At 65.9% G+C, this 20,147-nt stretch carries 16 protein-coding genes; 6 read left to right on the forward strand and 10 right to left on the reverse strand.

Features of this window, described 5'->3' with window-relative positions:
- Positions 1-138: 138 nt before the first annotated feature.
- Positions 139-2,229, reverse strand: coding sequence for a 3-hydroxyacyl-CoA dehydrogenase NAD-binding domain-containing protein (locus FJU11_RS15170; RefSeq protein ID WP_141167960.1), 2,091 nt, complete (start codon positions 2,227-2,229; stop codon positions 139-141).
- 305 nt (positions 2,230-2,534) lie between these two features.
- Between FJU11_RS15170 and FJU11_RS15175 the strand changes: the two genes are divergently transcribed.
- Genes FJU11_RS15175 through FJU11_RS15200 form a run of 6 tightly spaced genes read left to right on the forward strand, consistent with a single transcriptional unit; the run spans position 2,535 to position 8,565 of the window.
- Complete coding sequence (locus FJU11_RS15175; RefSeq protein WP_235891052.1) at positions 2,535-3,692, forward strand: ABC transporter substrate-binding protein; 1,158 nt, start codon at positions 2,535-2,537, stop codon at positions 3,690-3,692.
- Between the two features lie 39 nt (positions 3,693-3,731).
- The gene (locus FJU11_RS15180) at positions 3,732-4,775 is read left to right on the forward strand and encodes a branched-chain amino acid ABC transporter permease (protein WP_141167924.1); all 1,044 of its coding nucleotides are present in this window, start codon (positions 3,732-3,734) and stop codon (positions 4,773-4,775) included.
- A gap of 8 nt (positions 4,776-4,783) precedes the next feature.
- A complete protein-coding gene (locus FJU11_RS15185) occupies positions 4,784-6,541 on the forward strand; it encodes a branched-chain amino acid ABC transporter ATP-binding protein/permease (RefSeq protein ID WP_235891053.1) in 1,758 nt (585 codons plus the stop codon).
- Positions 6,541-7,260 (forward strand): ABC transporter ATP-binding protein, encoded by a 720-nt coding sequence (locus FJU11_RS15190; protein WP_141167926.1) that lies wholly within the window; start codon positions 6,541-6,543, stop codon positions 7,258-7,260. Before FJU11_RS15185 ends, FJU11_RS15190 begins: the two co-directional genes overlap by 1 nt.
- Positions 7,261-7,306: 46 nt before the next feature.
- Complete coding sequence (locus tag FJU11_RS15195; protein ID WP_181408207.1) at positions 7,307-8,122, forward strand: aspartate/glutamate racemase family protein; 816 nt, start codon at positions 7,307-7,309, stop codon at positions 8,120-8,122.
- 11 nt (positions 8,123-8,133) lie between these two features.
- Positions 8,134-8,565: an organic hydroperoxide resistance protein gene (locus tag FJU11_RS15200; protein ID WP_456320051.1), complete on the forward strand. Its 432-nt coding sequence runs from the start codon at positions 8,134-8,136 to the stop codon at positions 8,563-8,565.
- Positions 8,566-8,575: 10 nt separating this feature from the next.
- On the opposite strand, the gene FJU11_RS15205 is transcribed toward FJU11_RS15200, so the two are convergent.
- The 9 genes from FJU11_RS15205 to FJU11_RS15245 form a co-directional block, all read right to left on the reverse strand.
- A complete protein-coding gene (locus FJU11_RS15205) occupies positions 8,576-10,141 on the reverse strand; it encodes an ATP-dependent acyl-CoA ligase (protein WP_235891054.1) in 1,566 nt (521 codons plus the stop codon).
- 13 nt (positions 10,142-10,154) lie between these two features.
- A complete protein-coding gene (locus FJU11_RS15210; RefSeq protein WP_141167929.1) occupies positions 10,155-12,545 on the reverse strand; it encodes an oxidoreductase in 2,391 nt (796 codons plus the stop codon).
- A gap of 129 nt (positions 12,546-12,674) precedes the next feature.
- A complete protein-coding gene (locus FJU11_RS15215) occupies positions 12,675-13,406 on the reverse strand; it encodes an SDR family NAD(P)-dependent oxidoreductase (RefSeq protein WP_141167930.1) in 732 nt (243 codons plus the stop codon).
- On the reverse strand, positions 13,399-14,220 hold the full coding sequence (locus FJU11_RS15220; RefSeq protein WP_141167931.1) for a cyclase family protein: 822 nt from the start codon (positions 14,218-14,220) through the stop codon (positions 13,399-13,401). The genes FJU11_RS15215 and FJU11_RS15220 overlap by 8 nt, the downstream gene beginning before the upstream one ends.
- Positions 14,217-15,461 carry an SDR family oxidoreductase gene (locus tag FJU11_RS15225; protein ID WP_141167932.1) on the reverse strand — a complete coding sequence of 415 codons (1,245 nt, stop codon included), beginning with the start codon at positions 15,459-15,461 and terminating at the stop codon, positions 14,217-14,219. Before FJU11_RS15225 ends, FJU11_RS15220 begins: the two co-directional genes overlap by 4 nt.
- Positions 15,458-16,642, reverse strand: a complete 1,185-nt coding sequence (locus tag FJU11_RS15230) for a thiolase family protein (protein WP_141167933.1) — start codon at positions 16,640-16,642, stop codon at positions 15,458-15,460. Before FJU11_RS15230 ends, FJU11_RS15225 begins: the two co-directional genes overlap by 4 nt.
- A 2-nt stretch (positions 16,643-16,644) precedes the next feature.
- Entirely contained in the window at positions 16,645-18,288 is a 1,644-nt protein-coding gene (locus FJU11_RS15235) for an AMP-binding protein (protein WP_141167934.1), read from the reverse strand.
- Between the two features lie 8 nt (positions 18,289-18,296).
- Positions 18,297-18,779, reverse strand: coding sequence for an aromatic-ring-hydroxylating dioxygenase subunit beta (locus FJU11_RS15240; RefSeq protein WP_141167935.1), 483 nt, complete (start codon positions 18,777-18,779; stop codon positions 18,297-18,299).
- On the reverse strand, positions 18,776-20,143 hold the full coding sequence (locus FJU11_RS15245; RefSeq protein WP_141167936.1) for an aromatic ring-hydroxylating dioxygenase subunit alpha: 1,368 nt from the start codon (positions 20,141-20,143) through the stop codon (positions 18,776-18,778). The genes FJU11_RS15240 and FJU11_RS15245 overlap by 4 nt, the downstream gene beginning before the upstream one ends.
- Positions 20,144-20,147: the final 4 nt, after the last annotated feature.

The following is a 20,147-nucleotide window of genomic DNA, read 5'->3' on the forward strand; positions in this document are numbered from 1 at the left end:
AGCCGCTCTTCCTCGCTCAACTGGTCGTCCAAGAGAAACGGATCGTCCCATACGAAGGGCGCCATGCCCGAACTCTTCTCCATGGTTGCCTTGTCCATCTGACCCTATCTCCAGTGATGTTTCCGTAACGCTTTGATATCAGCGAGGCCTGCGGCCTCGGGCCGACACCTCGTCGAGTACGCTTTCCAGATTTTCGGCGTGCCGCGCGGTTAGGCCGGATGCCACCGTCAGCCCATCGATCGCTTCCATCATCGCCTCGCGCGGCTGCCGCGCGGCCCAGAACAGCGGTCCGCCCGCAAGGCGTGGAAAGCCGTAGCCGTTGACGAGAACCAGATCGATGTCGCCCGCGCGTTCCGCGATGCCGTCGTCGAGAATGAGGCATGCCTCGCTGACCATGGTGGCAAGCAGCCGCGTGCGGATTTCGTCGCTAGAAAACGGCCGCCGAATGATGCCCTTTTCCGCCGAGGCCTCCTCGATCAGGGTGCGCACCTCGGGATCGGGAACCGGCTTGCCGGCTTCGTCGTAAGCGTACCAGCCCTTCCCGGCCTTCCTGCCGAAACGGCCGGCTTCGCACAGCCGGTCCGCGACCACGACGTAGCGTTCGCGCGGATCGCGTGTCGGCGCGAGCCGCTTGCGCGTTGCCCAGGCGATCTCGAGGCCGGCGAGATCGAAGACCGCGAAGGGACCCATCGCCATGCCGAAATCGCGCATCGCCGCGTCGATGTCCTCGGGATAGGCGCCATCCTCGAGAAGGTATTCGCATTGACGGCGATAGGCGCTGAAGATGCGGTTGCCGATGAAGCCTTCGCCGACACCGGCCGGCACGGCGACCTTGCCGAGCTTCTTGCACACGGTCATCAACGTGGCGATCGTCTCGGGCGTGCTTGCCGCTCCGTGCACGACTTCGACGAGACGCATCACATGTGCCGGATTGAAGAAATGCATGCCCGCGACCCGACCGGGATGCGCACTCGATGCCGCGATCGCATCGACGTCCAGATAGGAGGTGTTGCTGGCGAGGATCGCTTCGGACCGGACGATCGTATCGAGTTCGCCGATCAGCGCCTTCTTCGCGTCCATGTCCTCGATGATCGCCTCGATCACGAGATCGCAGTCACCGAGCGAAGCGACCTCCCCCGTGGAGATCCGCTCGACGATCTTCGACGCCGAAGGCATGCGGCCTGCCGCCTCCATGGATTCGGCCGCCTTGCGCAAATGGTCGACGGCGCCGGCGAGCGCGTCCGGCGAAGCGTCGCAGAGCCGTACGTCGAAGCCGCGCGTGGCGAAGGCAAGCGCGATGCCGCGGCCCATCTGCCCCGCTCCGACCACGCCGACCTTTGCGACCGGCAGCGGCTTGGCCGCCTTGGCGCGTGAGCCTGCCGCGCGTTCGGCGAAGAAGAGATGACGCAACGCCGCCGCCTGCTCGCCATGACGAAGGTCCAGCGATGTCCGACGTTCGCGCTCGAGCGCCTCGTTCACCGGCAGCCGGGCCGCATCCTTGACCGCATCGATCGCGGCAGCGACCGCATTGGAGCCGCGGGCCTTCTTGCGGGCAGCCTTCTCGGCTTCCCCGACGGCGCCCTCTGCCGAATCCGGCACCGGTCGGTCGAGAAGCCGTGCCTTGTGCCCCTCCAGTCTTTCGAGCAGGGCGCACGCGGCTTCGACGACGTCGTCTTCGGCGATCGCGTCGATCATGCCGAGCGAAAGCGCCTTTTCGGCACCAATGCGACTGCCGGACGTCACCAGCGCGATCGCCTCGGCGACGCCGACCAGCCGCGGCAGTCGGACCGTACCGCCCGCACCGGGGATCATGCCAAGCGTGACTTCCGGGAGACCGATGATCGAGCGTGCCGTCGCCACCCGGCCGTCGCAGACGAGCGCCAGCTCGTACCCGCCGCCGAGCGCCGGACCGTCGATCGCCGCGACGACCGGGACCGGACAGGCTTCGACCGCCGCCAGAACCCGGGACAGCGTCGGCTCGGCCGGTGCCTTGCCGAATTCGCGGATGTCCGCTCCACCGACGAACGCATCGTTGCGACCGGCGATCACCACGCCGTCGGGGGCCGTCGGGCGCGCATCGATCGCCTCGAACGCGGCGAGAAGATCCGCACGGACGGTTTCGGACGTCGCGTTCACGGGCGGATTGTCGAGCGTGACGACCAGCCATGTCCTGCCGTTCGCAGTTCGCTCGAGGGTCTCGACGGTGCGCTCCTGCCCGCGTTCATCCATGCCGGTCACGTTCCCTTGCCCAAGATGTTTACGTCGTCGTAAAAAAAGTGTCGATGCGCCGCGGCTTCTCCAAACACTTTGTTGACGCTCGAAACATAATCCTTTTAAGCTTCAAATAATAGCTCGGCAAACGGGATCAACCGGCCGGCGCGCGGGAGCAGCCTCCAATCCCTCTCCTTCCAAAGAAGGCAGGCATTACGGGAACGGTGGCGGGAGGCGAACGCAGTCGATCGTTCCGAACGAAGCCGAACGAGTGAGGATGACGTCCGAAGGTCTTCGAAACGCAAACCTCGATGGAGGAACTCGTGAAGAAAAAGCTTGCTTTCACACTGACGCTTCTTGCGGGACTTTCCGCGACCGCCATGGCCGCGAACGCGGAGATCCGCGTGGGTTTCGTGACCTCGCTCAGCGGACCGGGCGCCTCGATCGGAACGCTCTACGACAAGGGCATGAAGGCGGCATACGCCTACCAGGACGAGGTCGGCGGTGAGAAGATCAAGCTGATCAAGCTCGACGACGGTTCCGATCCCGCCGCCGCTACCCAGGACGCGCGCAAGCTGATCCAGCAGGAAAAGGTCGACGTCCTGATCGGCACGGCGACGGCCCCCTCGACGACGGCGATGATGTCCGTTGCCGACGAATTGCACGTACCCTTCATCGCCGTGTCCCCGGTCAAGATCAAGCCGCCGAAGAACGGTCATCTCTGGGGTGTCGCGGTACCGCAGACGCCGGCGTTGATGGTCAAGGTGATCGTCGACCGCATGGCGCGCGAAGGCATCAAGAATACCGGCTATATCGGCTTTTCGGACTCCTGGGGCGACCTCGTCTACGAAGGCGCCAAGGCGCAGGAAGACAATGGCGACCCGAAGGTCACCAGCAACGAGCGCTTCGCACGCACCGACACGACCGTTACCGCGCAGGCGCTGAAGGTCATGGCCACGAACCCGCAGGCGGTGCTCGACGGCGCTTCGGCAACCCAGGCGGCCCTGCCGCTGCTCGAGCTGCGCAAGCGCGGCTACCAGGGCCCGTTCTTCGGCACGCCCGCCATGCTCAACGACGACTTCATCCGCGTCGGCGGCGATGCGGCCGAAGGCGTCCAGGTTTCGGCCGGACCGGTCGTCGTGACCGAGCAGCTTCCCGACGATCACTTCTCCAAGAAGATCGGCACGAAGTTCCACGAAATCTACCACAAGGTGAACGGCGGCGACGCCAAGGACGGCTTTTCCGGCTACTCCTTCGACGGCTGGCTGATCTTCCTCGCCGCCGCCGAGAAGGCGCTCGACAAGGCCAAGCCCGGCACGCCGGAGTTCCACCAGGCCCTGATGGACGCGATCTATGACATCAAGGACCTGAAGGGTGTCCACGCCATCTACAACTTCTCGCAGGACTCGGCGTATGGCGTCGACGAGCGCAGCCTCGTGGTCGTCAAGCTCGTCGACGGCAAATGGGTCTACCAGCCCTGAGCCTCGACTGAACGTCCACCGGCCGGGAACCGGAAATCGATGACTGCGCAGATCGCCGCTATCCTGACGATCGACGGCGTGGCCACGGGCGCGATCTATGTCCTGATCGCGCTCGGCTTCGTCCTCATCTTCTCCGTCACGCGAATCATCTTCGTGCCGTTCGGCGACATCGCGGCGTTCACCGCGCTGACGCTGGCCGCGCTCGAAACCGGGCAGGTTCCCGGCACGGTCGGCCTGACCGTCGCGCTCGCAATCCTCGCGAGCGCGATGGAAGTCGTCTCCCTGCTTCGTTCCGGCCAGCGCGACAGGATCCCGCGGCGGCTGCTCTTTTATCTGGTGCTTCCGCTCGTCCCCGCCGCCCTCGTATGGGCGAGCGGTTCGATCATCCTGCCGATGCCGCTTCGTATCGTGTTGTCGCTCGCCCTCATCCTGCCGATCGCACCGCTTCTCGACCGCATCGTCTATCGACCGATCGCGGACGCGAGCGTGCTTCTCCTGCTGACGGTCTCCGTCGCGCTGCACTTCGCGCTCGTCGGTCTCGGCCTGCTCTTCTTTGGCCCGGAAGGCGTGCGCACGAAAAGCCTGACCGACTACACGATGATCCTCGGCGGCATACCGATCTCCGGGCAGACGCTGCTGATCGTCATCGCCGCCATCGTCTTTGCCGCCCTTCTCTTCGTGTTCTTCGGGTTCACGCTTTCCGGCAAGGCGCTGCACGCGACCGCGGTCAACCGGACCGGCGCACGGCTGATGGGCGTGCGTCCGGAAAAGTCCGGCACGATCGCCTTCCTGCTCGGCTCGCTGCTTGCCGGCGTCTCGGGGGTCCTGATCGCGCCCGTCAACACGATCTTCTACGATTCGGGCTTCCTCATCGGGCTGAAGGCCTTCGTCGGCGCCATCATGGGCGGCATGGTGAGCTTCCCGCTCACCGCCATCGGCGCGCTCTGCGTGGGCATCCTCGAAAGCTTCGCCGCATTCTACAGCAGCGCGTTCAAGGAAGTCATCGTCTTCGCGATCCTCATTCCCGTGCTGGTCGCGCGCTCCTACACCGCCGTTCACTCCGAGGAGGAAACCGAGGAATGAACTCGCGCATGTCACGCGTCGTCGGGGCCCTCGCCATTCTACTGCTCGCGGCGGCACCCCTCTATCTCGCGCCCTTCACGCTGACGCTCCTGAACTTCATCGGCGTCTACGCGCTCGTGGCCCTCGGCCTCGTTCTCCTGACCGGGATCGCCGGCATCATCTCGTTCGGTCAGGCGGCCTTCATGGGCATCGGCGCCTACGCGACCGCCTGGCTCACGACGCGCATGGGCCTTTCGCCCTGGCTCGGCCTACCCTTCGCGCTCGTCGTGACGGGCCTCGGCGCAATGGTGCTCGGCGCTGCCACCCTGCAGCTTCGCGGCCACTTCCTCGCGCTCAGCACCATCGCCTGGGGCCTGGCGATCTACTTCACCTTCGGCAATGTGGAAGGTCTCGGCAACTTTAACGGCATCCGGGACATTCCCCCGCTTTCCATCGGCGGGTGGCAGCTTCTCGGCAGCGACCAGATCTACTACGTCATCTGGATCTTCCTGCTGGGCGCGATGCTGCTTTCGCGCAACCTGCTCGATTCACGCACCGGCAGGGCGATGCGCGTGCTGAAGGGCGGCAATCTGCTGACGGAATCGCTCGGCATCAACGCCTTTGCGGTCCGGCTTGCCACCTTCGTCATCGCCGCGCTCTTCACCGCGGTCGCCGGCTGGCTCTATGCGCATATGAACCGGTTCATCAGTCCGACCCCCTTCGACGCGACGATGGGCATCGAGTTCCTGATGATGGCGATGGTCGGCGGTTCCGGCTATCTGCTCGGCGCCGTCGTCGGCGCGGCGTTCATCACGCTCCTGAAGAACAGCGTTCAGGACTACCTGCCGCTGATCGCACCGAACGCGGCGGGTCAGCTGGAGATCGTCGTCTTTTCCGCCCTCTTCATCCTCTTCCTCCAGTACGCACGCGAAGGCATCGTGCCCTACGTCGCCGGCTGGCTGCCGGAGGGCAAGCCGAAGCGGCCGGCGGAAAGCGAGCCCTTGCCGCCGCGCGACAAGCCGGCAACAGGCGAGCCGCTGCTTTCCGTCGACAAGGCGACGCGCCGCTTCGGCGGGCTGGTCGCCGTCAACGAGGTGAGCTTCGACCTCAGGGCCGGCGAGATCCTCGGCCTGATCGGCCCGAACGGCGCCGGCAAAAGCACGATGTTCAACCTTCTGACCGGCGCGATGCCCGTCAGCGGCGGCCGCATCACCTTTGCGGGACGCGACGTGACCCGCCAGCCGCAGCGTGCCATCGCACGCGCCGGTGTCGCCCGGACCTTCCAGCACGTCAAGCTTCGCCCGCGCATGACCCTGCTCGACAACGTGCTCCTCGGCGCCTACACCCGCACGAAGTCGGGCTTCGTCACCGGGGCGTTGCGGCTCGACCGGGAGGAAGAGCGGCGCGCACGCAGCGAAGCGATGCGCCAGCTCGAACGAGTCGGGCTCGGCGACCGGCCTTACGAACTCGCCGGCAATCTGCCGCTCGGCACGCAGCGCGTTCTCGAGATCGCTCGCGCGCTCGCCGCCGATCCGGTGCTCCTCGTCCTCGACGAGCCGGCCGCCGGCCTGCGCAGCAGGGAAAAGCAGGCGCTCGGCGAGCTGTTGCACAATCTGCGCAAGGAAGGGCTCACCATCCTCATCGTCGAGCACGACATGGAATTCGTCATGAACCTCGTCGACCGCATCGTCGTCATGGAATTCGGCAGCAAGCTTTGCGAGGGAGAACCGGCCGCGATCCGCGCCGACGAGCGGGTGCAGGAAGCCTATCTCGGGGGAAGCGCGTAATGTCCCTTCTGGCGCTTTCCGATATCGCCGTCGCCTACGGCAAGGCCGAGGCCGTGCGCGGCGTATCGCTCTCCGTCGAGCCGGGGCAGATCGTGACCGTCATCGGCCCGAACGGCGCAGGCAAGACGAGCCTGCTCACCGCGGCGATCGGGCTCCTGCCCTCTTCCGGTACCATCACCTTCGACGGGCAGGACGTTTCACGGCTCGAAACCGAGCAGCGCGTCGAGCGCGGGCTTTGTCTCGTGCCGGAGCGGCGCGAGCTCTTCGCCGACATGTCGGTTCGCGACAACCTCGTCCTCGGCGCCTATACGCGCCGGCGCGAGACCGCGAAGATCAAGAGCGATATCGACGATATCTACGACCGGTTTCCGCGCCTGAAGGAGCGGCACAAGCAGCATGCGGGCACGCTTTCCGGCGGCGAGCGGCAAATGCTGGCGCTCGGCCGCGCGCTGATGGCGCGCCCGCGCCTCCTGATGCTCGACGAGCCGAGCCTCGGGCTTGCGCCCCTCATCATTCGCGAGATCTTCCGCATCATCGCTTCGCTGCGCGATCTCGGCGTTTCGATCCTGCTCGTCGAGCAGAACGCGAGAGCGGCGCTCGAGACGGCCGATTTCGGCTATGTCATGGAGACCGGCGAAATCGTCCATGACGGAACCGCGGGTGACCTGATCGACGATCCGCGTCTGATCGCCAGCTATCTCGGCGGCCAGCACGCCTGACGGGCGATCGTTCGAAACCGGCGATAGGGTGAAAGCGAGAACCCGTATGAAGATCTTCTGGCAAAGCTTCATCGACGAGACGGCGAGCCGGCCGTACATGGAGCGCCTCGGCGCCTATCTGAACGCGATCGCGGCACCGGGCACGGAAGTCGAGGTTGCCGGCGTATCTCCGCCGGACCGCGACTTCTCCCGTCTCAGCGAACTGCGCTGCGCCGTGCTCGCGATCGACAACGCGCTCGCGGCGGAAGAAGCGGGCGCGGATGTCTGCGTGATCGGCCACTTCCAGGATCCCGGCCTCTTCGAAATGCGTTCGGCGCTCGCGATCCCGGTCGTCGGTGTCGGCGAGGCGACGATGCTCGCCGCTTCGCAGCTCGGACGCCGGCTCGGCCTCGTCAGCCTCGACCCCGTCTTCGAGGTCTGGCACCACGAACAGGCGGACCGCTACGGCCTCGCCGATCGGCTGACCGGCGTGACCGGCCTCGCCTGCCGTCCGGAGGATTTCAGCGAGGCATTCGCCGGCGACGAGGATGCCCGCGTGCGTATGCTCGAAGATTTTGCCGCCTGCGCCCAACCCTTGCGCGATGCGGGTGCGGACGTCATCGTGCCGGCCGGCGTGCTGCCCGGCCTTCTCTTGGGCGGCGAACGCGGTTTCACGGTCGGCGGCGCGCCGGTCATCAACTGCGCGAGCGTCGGGTTGAAGAACGCGGAAATGTGGGGGCAGCTCCGCGCGATCGACGGCATCGAACCCAATCGCGGCGCCTGCCACGCCCGTGCGCCGGAGCGCGCCCGCGCCGATTTCCGACGCCTCGTCAATGCCGGGCGTTGGGCGAAAGCCGAAGACGACCCATCTCGAAAACCCTGAAGGGAATACCGATGACCATGACGCCCGAGAAGATCATCTACGAGACGCGGGTTACCGCCAGCGGCGGCCGCGAGGGAACGGCGAAGAGCGAGGACGGCAAGCTCGACGTCCGCCTCACCGTGCCGGAAGCGATGGGCGGCTCCGGCGGCGAAGGCACCAATCCCGAGCAGCTTTTCGCGGCCGGCTACGCGGCGTGCTTCCTCGGCGCCTGTAAGCTGGTCGCACGCCAGCGCAAGACGTCGCTCCCCGACGAGACCGCGATCAGCGCCAAGGTCGGCATCGGACCCGTCGAGGTCGGCTACGCGCTGACCGTGGAACTCGTCGCCACCATGCCGGGCGTCGCCGCCGAAGAGGCCAAGGCGATCCTCGAAGGCGCACACGAGCGCTGCCCGTATTCGAACGCCACGCGCGGCAATGTCGAGGTGACGCTCTCCGTCGGGTAAGGCGAACGGATCAGCGGACCGGGATGCCCGCGGCTTCCCGGTCCCATGTCGCATCGGTGACGCCGCGCTCGCGCAGCGCGACCTTGCGGACCTTGCCGTTTTCCGTCGTCGGAAGCGCCTCGACGATATCGATGAAGCGCGGGATCGCGAAATAGGAAAGCCGTGCCTTGCAAAAGGCGATCACCTCGGCCGCATCGATCTTCGCATCCGCGGCCGGCACCAGCGCGGCCATCACCTCGTCCTCAGCCATGTCCGACGGGACGGGAAAGACCGCGGCCGCCGCGACCATGGGCAGCGCGAGCAGAACCTGCTCGACCTCGTAGGAGGAAATGTTTTCGCCGCGCCGGCGGATGGCATCCTTCATCCGGTCGACGAAGCGCAGGCTGCCGTCGGTCTCGCGCACGACGCGATCGCCGGTGTGGAACCAGAGATTGCGCCACGCCTCCACCGTCTTTTCCGGCATCGCGAAATAGCCGCTCGAAAACGCATAGGGTTCGTCCGCGCGAAGGAGAAGTTCACCCGCTTGCCCGGCTGCGCATTCGTCGTCGTTCTCGTCGACGATGCGTGCGTCGAAGCCTTCCCGCACGTGTCCCATCGCCCCGGTCGGCGCCTCGCCCGGTCGCGAGGCGATGACGAAGTTCGTTTCCGTCGAGCCGTACCCTTCGATGAGCTCGAAACCGAAGCGTTTTCGGAACGGCTCGTGAAAGCGTGCCGGGACGCCGGGGCCGAGCGCGAGGCGCACATGGTGTGCGCGATCGTATTCGCCTTCCGGTCTCGAAAGCAGGATCGGCACCATGGCGCCGAGAAGGTAGGTCACGCTTGCACGGTTCTCGACGAGCGCCGGCCAGAGGCCGGAAGCGGAGAACTTGCGCCCGACGATCACGGTCGAGCCGGTCAGGAGAGCCTGATAGACCGTATTGAGGGCGTTGACGTGGAAGAGCGGAAGCGTGGTGTAGAGCCGCTCGCCCTCCGAGAGATCGAGGATACGGGCCGTGTTCGCGCCCCACCAGACCAGATGGGCATGCGAGCAGCACACGCCCTTCGAGGGGCCGGTGGTGCCCGACGTGTAGATGATCGCGGCGAGATCGCCCGGTTTCAGATCGGCGGGCGCGGGTTCCCCTCCGCCATGTGTCGGGGTCGCCGCAAGACCCGCCTCTCCGATCCACCAGATATCTTCCAGCGCGAGCACGTCGCGATCGAGCGTTTCGAGGCATTCGGCGAATGCCTCCTCGATCACCATCAGCCTGGCGCCGCAATTTTCGAGGATGTGCTGAAGCTGCGCGCCGCGAGAAGCGGTATTGATCGGCACGACCACGGCGCCGAGCCAGGCGCAGCCGAAGAAGACGGTGAGGAACTCCGCGCGGTTGGAGACCATCAGCGCCACCCGATCGCCGGGTTTCACATCCGCTTCGTCGAGCATGCGGGCGCTGGCCGCGGCGACAGCCGCTGCCTCGGCAAAGGACCAGCGCGCCTCGCCGATCTCGATGAAGGGGCGATCGCCGTCGTGCGCGGCCTGCGTTTGAAGAAGGCGCGGCAGCACCCGGTGCGCCGCGGGCTTCAGATCGTCGATCAGCACTGCCGCGCCCGGTTCACTCGGCCGCCTTCGGCTGGCCCGGGGCCTCATCGGGGCGCCCGGCCTGCACCTCCGGCGGTTTCGGCCGCGCCTTGCGACGCAGATCCCGGTCCTGTTCGCGCTTCTTCGCCATTTCGCGATGGGCCTGGTCGCGGCCGGCGAGATACGCCTTCGGCCATGCCTGGTTGCGGGCGTCGTACCAGGCAGCGGCCTCGCGCGAGAAATACGGGTTCCACATATGCGGGCGGCCAAGCGCCACGAGGTCCGCACGCCGCGTGTGCAGGATGGTGTTGACCTGGCCGGGCTCGGTGATCGCGCCGACGGCCATCACCGCCATCTTCGGCACGTTGCGGATCGCCTCGGCGAACTGCACCTGGAACATGCGGCCGTAGGTCGGCTTCTGGTCGGCCACCGTCTGGCCTGCCGAAACGTCGATCAGGTCGCAGCCGGCCTCCGCGAAGGCCTCCGAAATGGCGAAGGTGTCCGCTTCGGAAATGCCGCCTTCCTTCCAGTCGCTGGCCGAGATGCGGATCGACATCGGCTTTGCCGCCGGCCAGACCTCACGCATCGCGCGAAAGACTTCCAGCGGATAGCGCATCCGGTTTTCGACCGAACCGCCGTATTCGTCCGTCCGCGTGTTCGTCAGCGGCGAAAGAAAGGAGGCGAGCAGATAGCCGTGGGCACAGTGCAGTTCGCACATGTCGAAGCCGGCGCGGTCGGCGCGCTCTGTCGCCTGGACGAAATCCGCCTTGATGCGATCCATGTCCTCGCGGTCGAGCGGCTTGGGAGACTGACTGACGCCTTCCATGTAGGGGTCGGCGGAGGCCGAATAGATCGGCCAGTTGCGCGCCTTGTCCTCGAGCGGCCAGTCCATGCGGTCCCAGCCGAGCTGCGTGGAGCCCTTGCGGCCCGCATGGCCGAGCTGCATGCACAGCTGCGTTTCGGTGTTCTCGTGAACGAAGTCGGCAATGCGCTTCCACTGCGCCTCGTGCTCGTCCGTCCACAGTCCCGTACAGCCGGGCGTGATGCGCGCATCCAGCGAGGGACAGGTCATCTCGGTGACGATCATGCCCGCGCCGCCGACGGCGTGCGACGTGTAGTGCACGAAATGCCAGTCCGTCAGGTTGCCGCCGTCGTCGGCAGAATACTGCGCCATCGCCGACATGACCACGCGATTGGGAACTTCCATGTCGCGCAGCCGGTACTTCGTGAACATCGGCGTCGGCCGGCTCTTGCGGTAGTCGTCGCCGGTCTCGTGGTAGTGGCGCTCGTAGAAGGCCGTGTCGACCTGTTCGACATACGCCGGATCGCGCACGAGGAGATTGTCGTAGGTGATCGACTTCGCGCGGCACATGACGACCATCGAGAACTGCTCGGCATCCATGTCCCACGAACGGTTCATGTGCTCGAACCAGGCGAGCGACACGTCGGCGTTGTGCTGGATGATCTGGCAGGCGGCGCGGCGCGCGTCGTCATAGGCGGCGAAGGCCGCGTCCACGCTGCTTTCGCCGTGGGCGACCACCGCATCGGCAAGCGCGATCGCGCATTCCATGGCGAGCTTGGTGCCTGAGCCGATGGAAAAGTGCGCCGAGGCCTTGGCGTCGCCAAGCAGCACGATGCGCCCGTGCGACCAGTTCTGGCAGAAGATACGCGGGAAGCGGCGCCAGTGCGAGCGATTGAGAAGCAGGTGATGGCCGTCGAGCTCGTCCGCGTAGAGCTTTTCGAGACGAGCGCGGGAATCCTCCTCGTCCGTCTCGGAAAAGTTCAGGCCCTGCCAGCACGCCTCGTCCATTTCGAAGACCCAGGTCGAGCGACCCGCCTCGTACTGGTAGCAGTGGGCGCAGATGATCCCGTGCTCGGTCTCCTTGAAGAAGTAGTTGAACTCGTCCATGGGCCGCGTCGAGCCCATCCAGCAGAAGCGGTTCGCCTTGACGGAGACGTCCGGCTGTAAGGCATCGCGGTAATGCTCGCGAATACGCGAGTTCACCCCGTCGGCGGCGACGATCACGTCGGAATCGGCAAATCGGGTTTCGATCTCCGCGGGATCGAGCGGGACGCCGAAGTGGAGATCGACGCCCTCTTCGCGGCATCGCTCCTGCAGGATGGCGAGAAGCTTCATGCGGGAGATGCCGGCAAACCCGTTGCCAGCGCAGCGCATCTCGCGACCGTCCTTGTGGATCGCGACGTCGTCCCAATAGGCGAATTCGGTACGGATGCGATCGAACGAAGGTCGGTCGCGCGACAGGAACTCGTGCAACGTCTCGTCGGAAAAGACGACGCCGAAGCCGAACGTGTCCTCGGCCTCGTTCTGCTCGTAGACCGAGACCGTCCAGTCCGGGCGCTGCTTCTTGGTCAAAAGGGCGTAATAGAGCCCGCCCGGGCCACCGCCGACCACCGTTATGCGCATCAGTGCTCTCCGTTGCGAGGCGTGAATTATTTTAAAGTTAAAGTAATTCACCCGCCCGACGCAACACGAAAGTTGCCGCGCGGCGAAGCCCGTCGTACCGGCCCGCGGTCGTTCGTCCGCGGCCGTACGCTATATCGAGAGGCCGCCGAGGCTGCTGCCTCCGCAGACGAAAAGGACCTGCCCCGTCACGTAGCCGGCTTCGGGCTCGAGGAAGAACACGACCGCGCGCGAGACGTCCTCGACGGTGCCGATCCGGCGCACGGGCAGTTGCGCGGCGATCTTTTCCTGCCGCTCGGAATCCTTCGGTACGATGCTCCAGAAATTGTCCGTCAGGATCGGTCCCGGCGCGACGACGTTGATCGTGATGCCTTCCGGCCCGAGTTCGTGCGCCCATGTGCGCGCAAGGCCGTGGACACCCGCCTTCGTCGCCGCATACGCGCTGCGTGTCGGCGTTCCAATTGCAGCGCGCGAGGAAACGAAGACGATCCGGCCGAAACCGTTCTGCCGCATCGCCGGCACCAGCGCCTGTGTGAGGATCGTCGGCGAGGTGATGTGCAGCCTCGTGAGCCCGTCGATCTCCTCCGCCTTCACGTCTTCGAGCAGGTTCGGCCAGATGAGCCCCGCATTGTGGACGATATGCGTGACCGAGTGGCGCTCGGCGATCTCCGCGGCCGCCTTCCGGACGGCAGCCTCGTCGAGCAGGTCGACGGCCATCGCCTCGAAGCGCTCGTGCTTCAGATCGGGTGCCTTCTCCGCAAGTCCGATCACGCGCCAACCGCGATCGAGCAGCCGTCGCGCGATTTCGAGTCCGATCCCGGAACTCGCCCCCGTCACGAGTGCGGTGAATGTCGCTTCATCCATTCTGCCCCTCCTTCTTCCGCGACGGCGCGATCGCGAAGACGCGCAGCGGACTGCCCGAACCCTGCCGGATCTTGAGGGGTGCTGCGAAGAGAACGGCCCCGCGCGTCGGCAGACGATCGACGTTCGCAAGGCATTGCAGGCCGTAGCGCCCGTTGCCGTGCAGAATGGTATGCGCCGGATAGGGCGGCGTCAGGTGGCTGCCCTGCCCCGCATCCGTACCGATCGTCTCCGTCCCGAAACCGACGATGTCGCGCTCTTCGACGAGGAACGCGACGGCATCGGCCGTCGGGCCCGGCGAGTGCGCGCCGTCCTCGCGAAGATTGAGGTAGGTGTCGGAACCCAGGTGCTTCGACCAGTCGGTGCGCAGGATCACCCAGGCGCCGGCCTCGATCGTGCCGTTTTCCGCCTCCCATGCTTCCAGATGCGCGCGGGTGACGAGAAAGTCCTCGTCGGCAGCGCTCTCGGCGGAAAAGTCCAGCACGACGACTGGGCCGACCAGCCTTTCGAAGGGAAGCTCGTCGATGGTCGAGAAGGGCAGATTGCGCCCCGACACCCAGTGCGCCGGCGCATCGAAATGGGTGCCGGCATGCTCGCTCATGAAGAGATTGTTCCAGTACCAGGCCGGCCCCCGCCCGTCGTAGCGCGAGACCTCCTCGATACGGAAAGGCTGGCACTGGCCGAACTCCGGCGGCAGGACCATGACGGGAAAATCCGGCGTCAGCGTATGGGTGAGATCGACGATCTCGAGTTCGCCGGAAGCAAGCTCGCCGAGCAGCGAGGCCAGCACGCTGGTGTGCGAAGCGGTGATGCTCAAACCCTCAACTCCCGTTCGAGGACCTTGGGGTCGTCGCGGTAGCGTGCTGCGATGTCCTCGGCGATGTCGCCGACGAAACTTTCCTCGCGTCCCTCGCGAAGAGCGGCGACGACCGCCTTTGCGATGCGTGCCGGCTGAACCTTGGGCGGCGCCACGGCCTGATGCCATTCGTCCTCGATCGGGCCGGTGAAGATGCTCATAACCCGTACGCCACCGGCCAAGAGTTCGGTGCGCAGCGCCTGAAGCACCGAATGGCGCGCTGCCGCGCTCGCCGCGTAGAGCGCGTAGTCCGGCGTGCTCGCCAGCGCGTAGACCGGCAGCACGTCGACGAAAGCCACGGCCGAATTCGTGCCGTCCGCGCCGCGCGCGCGCATGCCGGCCCCGAAATGCTGGGCGAGGCGTTGCAAGCCGAAGACGTTCACGTCGAAGGTATCGCGCATCGTCACCGCGGCGCCGTCCGCCATGAGCCCGCCGGGGCGCGCGTGATCGGCCGTGTTCACGAGGATATCCGTCTTGCCGCCGATCTGACCGGCAAGCGATTTGACCGAGTCCGTGTCCGTCAGGTCGAGCGGAACCATCGCGATGCCCGGCAGTGCCGCAAGCGCTTCCTGCCCCGCGAAAGGCTTCCACGGTTCGGCGACACCGACGAACACGGTTTCCGCCCCCGCACGCGAAAGCGCGGTCGCAACGGCCTGCCCCACTTCGGTTCGCCCGTTAGTCACCAGCACACGCCGATATTTCGGATCGGCGACAAGCTCGCGCATCTGCGGATCGTCGGCCATGTTTTCGCTCTCCCGCCCGGCAGGCAGTGCCATGAGAACCCCGTTTCCGCCAGTGTCCAGGCGCAGGATCATGCGGATGCGTGAGGGCACCGTGACGTCGCCATGCAGGTGCGCCACGACCGAAGGGCCGCTATCGAGCCGCACGATGCCGATGCGCCACGGCGTACGCTCCCGGAAATAAAGATTGGGGCTCGTCTGGACGCTGGTTTCGGCAAGGACTTCGCCGCCGTCGTCCACCGGACGAAAGCGGAGCGAACGGCCGAGGCAATGCGCGCAGGCATCGCGCGGCGGATAGGCGACCGCGCCGCACGCGTCGCAGACCTGCATCGAGAAGCCGCCCCGCGCCGCAGCCGCCGAAAGCGCCAGCGAGGCCCGGCTGCGCTCGGTCGGCGGCAGCTCGGGCGGACGCGTTACCCTCTGCGGATCCTTGCGCGGCGGGCGTTCGATCGGCACGCTCATGCGCCTTCTCCCTGAAGGATCGCCGCGCCGGAGCATAGGCCCCGGTCGTAGTTGATCATGCCGAAACCGGAGACGAGCGCGGTGCGCGCATCCGGCACCTGCCTCGAAAGCGACCGGCCGGTAATCTGCCGGATCGCTTCGACGAGGCCGAGATGGCCACCCGCCGCACCGGCCTGCCCGGCCGAAAGCTGACCGCCGGAAGTGTTGTGGGGGAAGCTTCCCGTATTGGTAAGATCGTGCTGACGCACGAACTCCGCCCCCTCGCCCTTGGCGCAGAAGCCGAGATCCTCGAACTGCATCATGACGATGACCGGATAGTCGTCATAGGTTTCGAGAACGTCGATCGAATCGCTGCCGAGCCCGGCGACGGCGTAGAGCTCGTCGACATCCATTGCCCAGCCGCCGCGCACCTGGATCGGGTCGTCTGGAAAGGCATTGTGCCGCTCGATGGTGGAAAGCAGGTTCGCATGCGCAAGCCCGAGATCGCGGGCGATGTCGGGCGTCGTGACCATGAAGCCTTCGGCACCCGCACACGGCATCACGCAATCGAACAGATGGATGGGGTCGGCCACCGGACGTGCAGCCATATAGGTTTCCATATCCAGCGGCTTCTTCATGACGGCGTTCGGATATGTCAGGGCATTCTCGCGCTGGGCAATGCAGATGCGGCCGAAATCCTCCCGCTTCACGCCGTACTGGCGCATGTAGTAGTCGGTAATCAGCGCGAAGGAACCGTTCGGTCCGCCGTAGCCGTACGGGTAGCTCGCATCCTGCGCAAAGCGCGAGAAGGAGGAGAGCAGCCGGCGAAACGAATCAACCTGGTTGGCGTCGCCGCCGATGCATGCGACGATCGAGGCGTCACCCGCCTCGACGGCACGGGCTGCACGGCGAAGGGCGACGACCCCGCTCGCCCCACCCATCGGAATATTGTCGAGCCAGCGCGGCGAAAGGCCGAAATGCTGGGTAAGGCCGACCGCCGTGTCGGGCGCAAGGGTGAAGCTTGCGATCGAAAGCCCGTCGATGTCGCCGCTCTCGATGCCGGCCCCTTCCACCAGCTTTTCGAGGGCGCGGGCGATCCACCAGTGCGCGGTCTCGATCGAGTAACGCTCGTAGGGAATGCTGACCGGCACGGCAACGGCGACATCGCGATAGCCACGGCGGGGAGATCCGTACTTCGCCATGCTCACGCCGTTCGCTTCTTGAGTGCGCAGGTGTCGAAGGCTCGGCCTTCTTCCAGCAGGGTTTCGACCAGTTGGCGGAGTTCGCCGCGCTGAATCTTCGACGTCGCCGTCAGCGGGATCGCGTCGACGAAGACGAGGTAGCCCGGCGCCTTGTAATAGGCGAGTTGGGTCAGGCAGAACCGCACGATCGCCTCGGCGGCCTCCCGGTCGCGGGCAACGGCTTCCTCGCCGGGCACCACGAGCGCCACCACCTCGTCACCGCGCACCGGATCCGGCGTCGCGGCCACGGCGACCTGCTCGACGCCCGCATGGCGGGCGAGCACGTTTTCCACCTCGACGGCGGAGATGTTCTCGCCCGAACGGCGGATGACGTTCTTCTTGCGATCGACGAAGTGCAGCTTGCCGTCCGCATCGCGGGCGACCACGTCGCCGGTGTGAAACCAGCCGTCGCGCCAGACCTCGGCGGTCGCTTTCGGATCTTTCAGGTATTCGCGAAAGAAGCCGAGCCCCGGCCTGCCGGCATGGCGCACCAGAAGTTCGCCGGGCTCGGCCGTCGCCGCCTCGCCGCCATCGTCGCGCACGATCGTCACCTCGATGTCGGACCCCGGAGCGCCGAAACAGTTCGTGCCGATCTGGCGCGGTTCCTCGCCGGCGATGACGACGGCCCCTGCCCCCGTCTCGGTCATCGCCCAGGCTTCGAGCAGCGGAAATCCGAAGCGGCGTTCGAACTCGGCGTGCAGGCCACGATCGACACCGGCCCCGAAACCGAAGCGCACGGCATGGTCGAGGTCCGCCTCGCCCTCGGGCGCGGACATCAGCATCGCCGGCATCACGCCGAGATAGTGGATCACGCTCGCGCCGAAGCCACGCACGCTTGCCCACCAGCTGCGCGGATGGAACCGGTCGAGCACCGCGATGCAACCGCCGACCGTGATGGACGCCACGAGCGAATAGGCCATCGCGTTCATATGAAAGAGCGGGAGCGGCGTCAGCATGCGCTCGGGCGGATCGACCGTAAGCGTGCAGAGCCCGCCGACCGTCGCGTACCATTCGCCGGCGAGCAGGAAGTACTCGTTGTCGAGCACGCAGCCCTTCGGCTTGCCGGTGGTGCCCGAGGTATAAAGCAGCGCGCATTCGTCCTCGCGCTCGCCCGTCTCGGTGTTCACGGCACGCTCGCGCGCCTCGGTGGGCGCTTCGTCGGGCGGAATGACCGCGATCTCGCATCCGGCAGCCGCGGCGGCCGTCTTCAGGTCGTCCACGCGCGCCAGAACGGCGACGGCAAGCTGCATGCCGGAATGGGCGATCAGGTATTCGAGCTCGGCCTGACGCAGGTCCGGATTGATCGGCACGACCGAGGCGCCGAGCGCATTCAGCGCGAACCAGTGGAAGACGAACGCCGGCCGGTTCTGCAAAAGCAGCCCGACCCGGTGGCCGCGCCCGTAGCCCGCCTGCCGATAGGCGTTCGCAAGCGCATCGATGCGTGCAAGCCCTTCGGCATAGGTGATCTCCTCGGCCTCGATCCCGTAGGCCTTGGCGGTTTCGGGCAGCACCGCGAAGAAGGACCGGTCGGGAAACGCCCCGGCGATCCGCTCGAAGCGGCGAAACACGCTCGCGTCGCGGCCGGCATCGGCAAGAACAGCATGCATACGCGATCTCACATCAAGAGCTGGATATTGCCGAACGGCGCATCGAAATTGACGAGTTCGACACGCTTCAGGACGATCTTCAGCCGGTCATCCTCGAGCCTCAGTTCGTGCCGCGCCCAGCCGGCGAAGATGGTGAACTCGTCGCCGCGGGTCTCCGCGTAGTGGAACGGCGTGAAGGTGCGATACCGGTTCTCGTCCGTGTTCATCTCGTCGACCTGTGGCGTCTGCAACAGGTGCTGCGCGCGGCTCTTTGGCTTCTGGCTGAAGGTGCGCGCGCCCGAAAGCCGCTCGACGCGGATCCTGAGAAGCAGCACGTCCTCGTACATCAGCGAGGCCTGGAGTCGCGGATCGGTCTGCTGCCATTCCGCCGGCATCCAGTAGTGCCCGTCCTCGGCGTAAAGGGCGAGCCAGTCTTCGTAGCGCAGCTCGTCGAGCAGGCGCGCCTCGCGGTAGACGAAGTCCGTCAGGTCGCGTTCGGTTATGCCGCTCATTCCGCGGCCTCGTGCACGCGTTCGCCGGCCGGCTCTTCCATCGAAGCGGTCATGAACTTCGCCCAGGCGTGAAACTGGTTGCGCATTTCGCGCTCGCTCGTGCCGCCGGCAAGTGCGGTCACGTCGGCTTCCTCGCCCGGCTCGTAGAGCCGCTGGATGTTCACCCATTCCTGGCCGTCGGCATGCAGACCGAGCTGGGCACGCTCGTACATTTCGAGGTCGTCGTGACCGACGATCGAGGTCGGTGCGTTGATCAGCCGGTTATACATGAGCGTGCGCTCGAAGAGCATGTCCGGTGCGCCGGCAAGGCGGAAGGTGTAGCTTTCGACAAGCGTCCTGTCGGCGGCGATCGGCTTGAAGACACGCAGTGTCTGGATCGGCCCCTTCACCATGATGTTGGGGAAATAGACCGTGTTGTGCCGGTTTTCGCCAAGGATCTCCTTCGCGCGTTCCTCGCCATAGGCTTCGCTCATCGCCTCGAAATAGCCCGGGATCGCGGAATAATCGGCATGGATCGAGGTCGTGACGCCGGTGTGGCCGTGCCCGTTCGGCCAGACCCTCAGCCCCATGTCCTCGAAGAACTCGTAAGGCGCCATGAAGGGAGCGTAGACTTCGACGGCCATCGGCTTCTTGCCGCCCTTGGCCTCCTCGCGCTCCCACACGGAGATCGCCGTGCCGGCGGAGGATTCGTGGGCGACCATCGGGTGGCAGGTGTCGGTCTGGTTCTCGACGAGCATCTTCCAGTTGCACGGATGCATGTAGCGCAGCGGCGCGCCTTCGAGCACCAGCCTGCCTTCCGGCGAGCGGTCGACCATGTTGTCGATCGAGGACAGGCTGTCGCCGAAGAAGGTCTCGAACTCGATGCCGGTCTCGGCCAGTCTCGCGAAGATGAAGTCGCGATAGACATGGCTCGCGCCCACCGGTGCGAGCCCCTCGGCCGCACCGCTCTCCTTCAGGCCGGTTCCCTCGTAGCCCTTCTTGAAGGGGATCGCGAGCAGCTTGCCGTTCGTCTTGAACGACCAGGCGTGATACGGGCAGCGGAAGAACTTGCCGGTGTTGCCGCAGGGCTCGGAAGCGATCTTCGTGCCCTTGTGGGGGCAGCGATTGTAGAGCACGTGGACGGAACCGTCCGTGTGGCGCGATGCGAGGATCGGCTGCCTGCCGATTTCCGTCGTCAGGTAGTCGCCGGCATTCGGGATCTGGCTCGCATGGCCGACATAGACCCACGTGTTGGCGAAGAGATGCTCCATCTCCAGGTCGAAGACCTCCGGGTCGGTATAGACGTCGCGATGCACGCGCTCCGCCTCGACCAGCGATTTGACGGCAGACGGATCGTTTGCGTATCGAGGCGCATATCGGGGCATCGCA

Source organism: Pararhizobium mangrovi (genome assembly GCF_006516965.1).
GTDB classification, from domain to species: domain Bacteria; phylum Pseudomonadota; class Alphaproteobacteria; order Rhizobiales; family Rhizobiaceae; genus Pararhizobium_B; species Pararhizobium_B mangrovi.

Excerpts from the sequence above, each read along its gene's own strand:
- FJU11_RS15170 (WP_141167960.1), bottom strand. The coding sequence starts at position 2,229 with ATGGATGAACGCGGGCAGGAGCGCACCGTCGAGACCCTCGAGCGAACT.
- FJU11_RS15180 (WP_141167924.1), top strand. The coding sequence starts at position 3,732 with ATGACTGCGCAGATCGCCGCTATCCTGACGATCGACGGCGTGGCCACG.
- FJU11_RS15185 (WP_235891053.1), top strand. The coding sequence starts at position 4,784 with ATGTCACGCGTCGTCGGGGCCCTCGCCATTCTACTGCTCGCGGCGGCA.
- FJU11_RS15190 (WP_141167926.1), top strand. The coding sequence starts at position 6,541 with ATGTCCCTTCTGGCGCTTTCCGATATCGCCGTCGCCTACGGCAAGGCC.
- FJU11_RS15195 (WP_181408207.1), top strand. The coding sequence starts at position 7,307 with ATGAAGATCTTCTGGCAAAGCTTCATCGACGAGACGGCGAGCCGGCCG.
- FJU11_RS15200 (WP_456320051.1), top strand. The coding sequence starts at position 8,134 with ATGACCATGACGCCCGAGAAGATCATCTACGAGACGCGGGTTACCGCC.
- FJU11_RS15210 (WP_141167929.1), bottom strand. The coding sequence starts at position 12,545 with ATGCGCATAACGGTGGTCGGCGGTGGCCCGGGCGGGCTCTATTACGCC.
- FJU11_RS15215 (WP_141167930.1), bottom strand. The coding sequence starts at position 13,406 with ATGGATGAAGCGACATTCACCGCACTCGTGACGGGGGCGAGTTCCGGG.
- FJU11_RS15225 (WP_141167932.1), bottom strand. The coding sequence starts at position 15,461 with ATGAGCGTGCCGATCGAACGCCCGCCGCGCAAGGATCCGCAGAGGGTA.
- FJU11_RS15230 (WP_141167933.1), bottom strand. The coding sequence starts at position 16,642 with ATGGCGAAGTACGGATCTCCCCGCCGTGGCTATCGCGATGTCGCCGTT.
- FJU11_RS15235 (WP_141167934.1), bottom strand. The coding sequence starts at position 18,288 with ATGCATGCTGTTCTTGCCGATGCCGGCCGCGACGCGAGCGTGTTTCGC.
- FJU11_RS15240 (WP_141167935.1), bottom strand. The coding sequence starts at position 18,779 with ATGAGCGGCATAACCGAACGCGACCTGACGGACTTCGTCTACCGCGAG.
- FJU11_RS15245 (WP_141167936.1), bottom strand. The coding sequence starts at position 20,143 with ATGCCCCGATATGCGCCTCGATACGCAAACGATCCGTCTGCCGTCAAA.